This is a genomic window from Sphingomonas faeni, assembly GCF_024273235.1.
Lineage (GTDB): Bacteria > Pseudomonadota > Alphaproteobacteria > Sphingomonadales > Sphingomonadaceae > Sphingomonas > Sphingomonas faeni_A.
Window position 1 is genome coordinate 1 of sequence record NZ_JANBVH010000093.1, and the last position, 1228, is coordinate 1228.

1 pseudogene is annotated in these 1228 nt (G+C 51.5%); it reads right to left on the reverse strand.

Annotated elements, in window-relative coordinates:
- A pseudogene (locus NLI89_RS21625) lies at positions 1-211 on the reverse strand (globin domain-containing protein); the annotation flags it as partial.
- Between the last annotated feature and the right edge of the window lie 1017 nt (positions 212-1228).

Genomic DNA, 1228 nt, shown 5'->3' on the forward strand with positions numbered 1-1228 from the left:
CGGCGTTCTGCGCAAAAGCGAGGATGGCAGCAGCCAGCCGCTTTGGCTGCTCGCCCGATTTCTGGGCCGCTAAGTCGAATAGCGCCTTGATTTCTGGATCGACGAACAAGCGTTCGTACATGCGCGTTGTGATTTCGACCCCGTGCTGCTGGAGCGCCGGCGCAGTCGACTTGATGACGATTATAGTCTCGCGCGAAAGCGACTTAGTCATGATTTACTCCTGAGGTTGTCGTCATGTGTCGTAACTAAAGGACGCGTTTGTATAAAAACGCTGCACCTGAAAAGGCGCTACCTCGTTGGAGCGCATCGTTCGATCAGCAAATTCGACCATGTGGTTGGCACTCCGGTTGTGGCATGAGGCATAAGCCAAGCGGCATGCACGGAGTTTCCTCGAAGCGGGAGACGTGCGCGGCGCCTGTCGAAGCTGAGTCGGCGCTCAAGAGTTACCATAGAGGATTCGTTTGGCGCTTATCCTCCTTGCGACCTGTTGCTAATATATCGCATCGCGATACAATCGTGCAAGCGATTTGAGCACTCCCCAAATCTCACCTAAAATTAGCTACTGAAGGCGTTCAGCTCCCGTTACTCTGAGGTGCTACGGTTGGCCGACAAGCTCAGCAGGGCTGTCGTTGGGGAGAGGATGCGCCGGGACACCGGCTGTCTGCCGGCCGTAGCATCGCTAGGTACGTTCCAAGATATCGCCAGGCTGTTGCAGGAAAGGTCAGGATCGCTTGCGTGCTGGCTACATGAGGCTTTCATAGTACCGATGATGAGAGCGTTGCACATGACGACAATGGAGTAATATCAAGCCACAGTTCGGATGGTCGATGAAAGGCCAATAGTTTTATCAGATTCTATTATGCAACGAGGTTTACTATTAGATATAGATTTAACTCGTTCTGCTAAGTAAAATAGGAGGTTTCTAATTATAAGCGTTATCGCTATTTTGCTTTCTCTAACCATAGCTCTGCTTTCAGATTTACTCTGGCGAGCAGAAGCGAAAGCTGGCAAGATGTTGTTAACAGCTATCGCTTTGATTGCGCTGTTGATCGCGATTTGGGTCGCTCAGGTGGGCTCAGCCGAACAAACGGACCCTTTAGTCCCTTGGATTGCCATTTTGTCAGCCACGCTCCTCCTAAAGTGGCTTCATACCATGTTCCGAGAAACTGACGGACAATGACGCGAATGCTCTGCCTGAGGAGGACCCGGATACTACCTAGGTGTTTAG